The 1,969-nt window shown below is 58.6% G+C and carries 4 protein-coding genes and 1 pseudogene; 4 read left to right on the top strand and 1 reads right to left on the bottom strand.

Annotated features, from left to right (window positions below):
* On the top strand, positions 1-267 hold a 267-nt coding region (locus tag HX803_RS30600), incomplete at its 5' end, for a penicillin-binding transpeptidase domain-containing protein (RefSeq protein WP_256732979.1).
* Position 268: 1 nt separating this feature from the next.
* Here the strand turns inward: HX803_RS30600 and HX803_RS30605 are convergent.
* A complete protein-coding gene (locus HX803_RS30605) occupies positions 269-670 on the bottom strand; it encodes a GFA family protein (RefSeq protein ID WP_178925823.1) in 402 nt (133 codons plus the stop codon).
* Positions 671-805: 135 nt separating this feature from the next.
* On the opposite strand from HX803_RS30605, the gene HX803_RS30610 reads away from it, so the two are divergent.
* The 3 genes and pseudogenes from HX803_RS30610 to HX803_RS30620 all read left to right on the top strand — a co-directional run bounded on the left by HX803_RS30610 (position 806) and on the right by HX803_RS30620 (position 1,948).
* The gene (locus HX803_RS30610) at positions 806-1,207 is read left to right on the top strand and encodes a sigma factor (protein WP_306172772.1); all 402 of its coding nucleotides are present in this window, start codon (positions 806-808) and stop codon (positions 1,205-1,207) included.
* A pseudogene (locus tag HX803_RS32905) lies at positions 1,123-1,410 on the top strand (hypothetical protein); the annotation flags it as partial. The gene HX803_RS30610 and the pseudogene HX803_RS32905, both read left to right, overlap by 85 nt.
* Before the next feature lie 79 nt (positions 1,411-1,489).
* Complete coding sequence (locus tag HX803_RS30620) at positions 1,490-1,948, top strand: SRPBCC family protein (RefSeq protein WP_178925824.1); 459 nt, start codon at positions 1,490-1,492, stop codon at positions 1,946-1,948.
* Positions 1,949-1,969: the final 21 nt, after the last annotated feature.

Consider the following 1,969-nt stretch of genomic DNA (forward strand, 5'->3'; position numbering starts at 1 on the left):
CAGGTGGTCGCGATCAAGCAGGGCGAACGCTACGACCGTAACAAGACGCTGGAGCGCCACCGTGACAACGCCTTGTTCGTGGGGTTTGCGCCAGCGGAACATCCGAAGATCGTGATCTCGGTGATGATCGAGAACGGCGAGGCCGGTGGCCGCGTGGCGGGCCCGGTGGTGCGGCAGATCATGGACGCCTGGCTACTGGATCAGGACGGTCACCTGAAGCCGCAATATGCGACGCCCGCCAAGGCGCCCGGAGACCCGCACGTCTGAGTCACACCTTCCACGCGTCCCACTGCTCCACGCCTTCATGTGCCAGCCATGGCACATCGTGGGCTGTCCAGATGTGCGAGGTGGGCCGTACGCCAGGATCATCGTCCAGCGTCGCCACTCGCACAATCACATGGGGTTGATGCCCTCGCTCGGCCATCAGATGTGAGCCGCAGCGAGAGCAGAAATGCCTGAGCTTGCCCGGCGAAGATTCATACGAGGATAAAAGCGCCTCACCTTGTGTCCAGCGAAAGTGCTCGCGCATCACCCCTGCGGTTGCCACAAAAGGCGCCGCATGCACTTTGCGGCAGCTTTCGCAGTGGCAGTGGCTGATGGGCATATCCAGGCTGTCGAGTTGATACTGCACAGCCTTGCAAAAACAACTTCCGTGGAGCTGTTGACTCATTGCGTGCCATCTCAAAGGGGGAGGGCACAATCTACCTTTTGCGGGCACGCTGCGCATTAGAGTCATACAAGTCGTTACCCTTATTCCTACATTGGTTTAAATTGCAAGGCGTTCTCATTCGTACGCAATATCACTATGCCTCTGTCTGCTGTGCCTCACACTTCTCGTGAACCCGTTGGGCAGCTCTACGGCGATCACCACCGTTTGCTGGTCAGTTGGCTGTGCGCACGCCTGGGTTGCTCACAGCAGGCGGCGGAACTGGCTCAAGACACCTTTGTCCGCTTGTTGCTGGCCGAACGCACTCAGCCCGTGGCCGCTGAATTGAAAGAGCCCCGGCACTTTCTGGTGACGGTTGCCAAGCGCGTGATGATCGACAGTTTCGCCACAAAGCCCTTGAGCAAGCATACCTCCAGGCCTTGGCCGAACAACCGCAAGGCTCTGCCATTTCGCCGGAAGGTTCCTACACCACCGGCGCCACCAGCACTGCGACCAAGCTGCCGCTGTCCCTGCGCGAAACGCCGCAGTCGGTCAGCGTAGTCACCCGCCAACTGGTGGATGACCAGCACCTGTCCACGCTCAACGAAGTGCTGGCCAACTACCAGGTGGACGAGCACTTGTCCGTGGGGCTGAACGTCAACAACCTGTTCGACAAGAAATACTACGACGGCATGGGCACGTTCAACTCCGGCTCCTACGGCGAGCCGCGTAATGCGATGGTCAACGCCAAGTGGAAATTCTGAGGGCCTAGCACTGCCAGTGCGTGGCCGAAAAGGTTGCGCATTGGTCGATGTCGCCTACTGTCAATGGAGGAGGTGACTTATGCATGTACTAGATCGCATCGAACGAAAAGTCCTGCTCAATGCTTCACGTAAGCAGGTGTGGGAGGCACTCACCGATGCCGAACAGTTTGGCAGCTGGTTCGGTATCGCCCTCAAGGGCAAAGCCTTCGCTGCCGGGGAAACCCTCGAAGCGCCGATCACTTACCCGGGTTACGAGCATGTGACCTGGAAGGCCAGGATCGAACGTATCCTGCCGCAAACCCTGTTTTCTTTCTGGTGGCACCCTTATGCGGTCGAGAAAGGGGTCGATTACGACAAGGAGACGCCCACCCTGGTGGAATTCACCATCGAAGACCGGGCTCCTGGCATTCTGCTGCGGGTGGTGGAATCCGGTTTTAATGCCGTGCCCGAAGCCCGTCGCCAAAAAGCTTTCAAGATGAATTCCCGTGGCTGGGACGAACAAATGGGCAACATCGAAACCTACCTCAACCAAGCCTGACCTCTTGTAGTGAGCGGGCTT

Origin of the sequence: Pseudomonas sp. P7548 (assembly GCF_013386585.1) — a bacterium.
Classification (GTDB): Bacteria; Pseudomonadota; Gammaproteobacteria; order Pseudomonadales; family Pseudomonadaceae; genus Aquipseudomonas.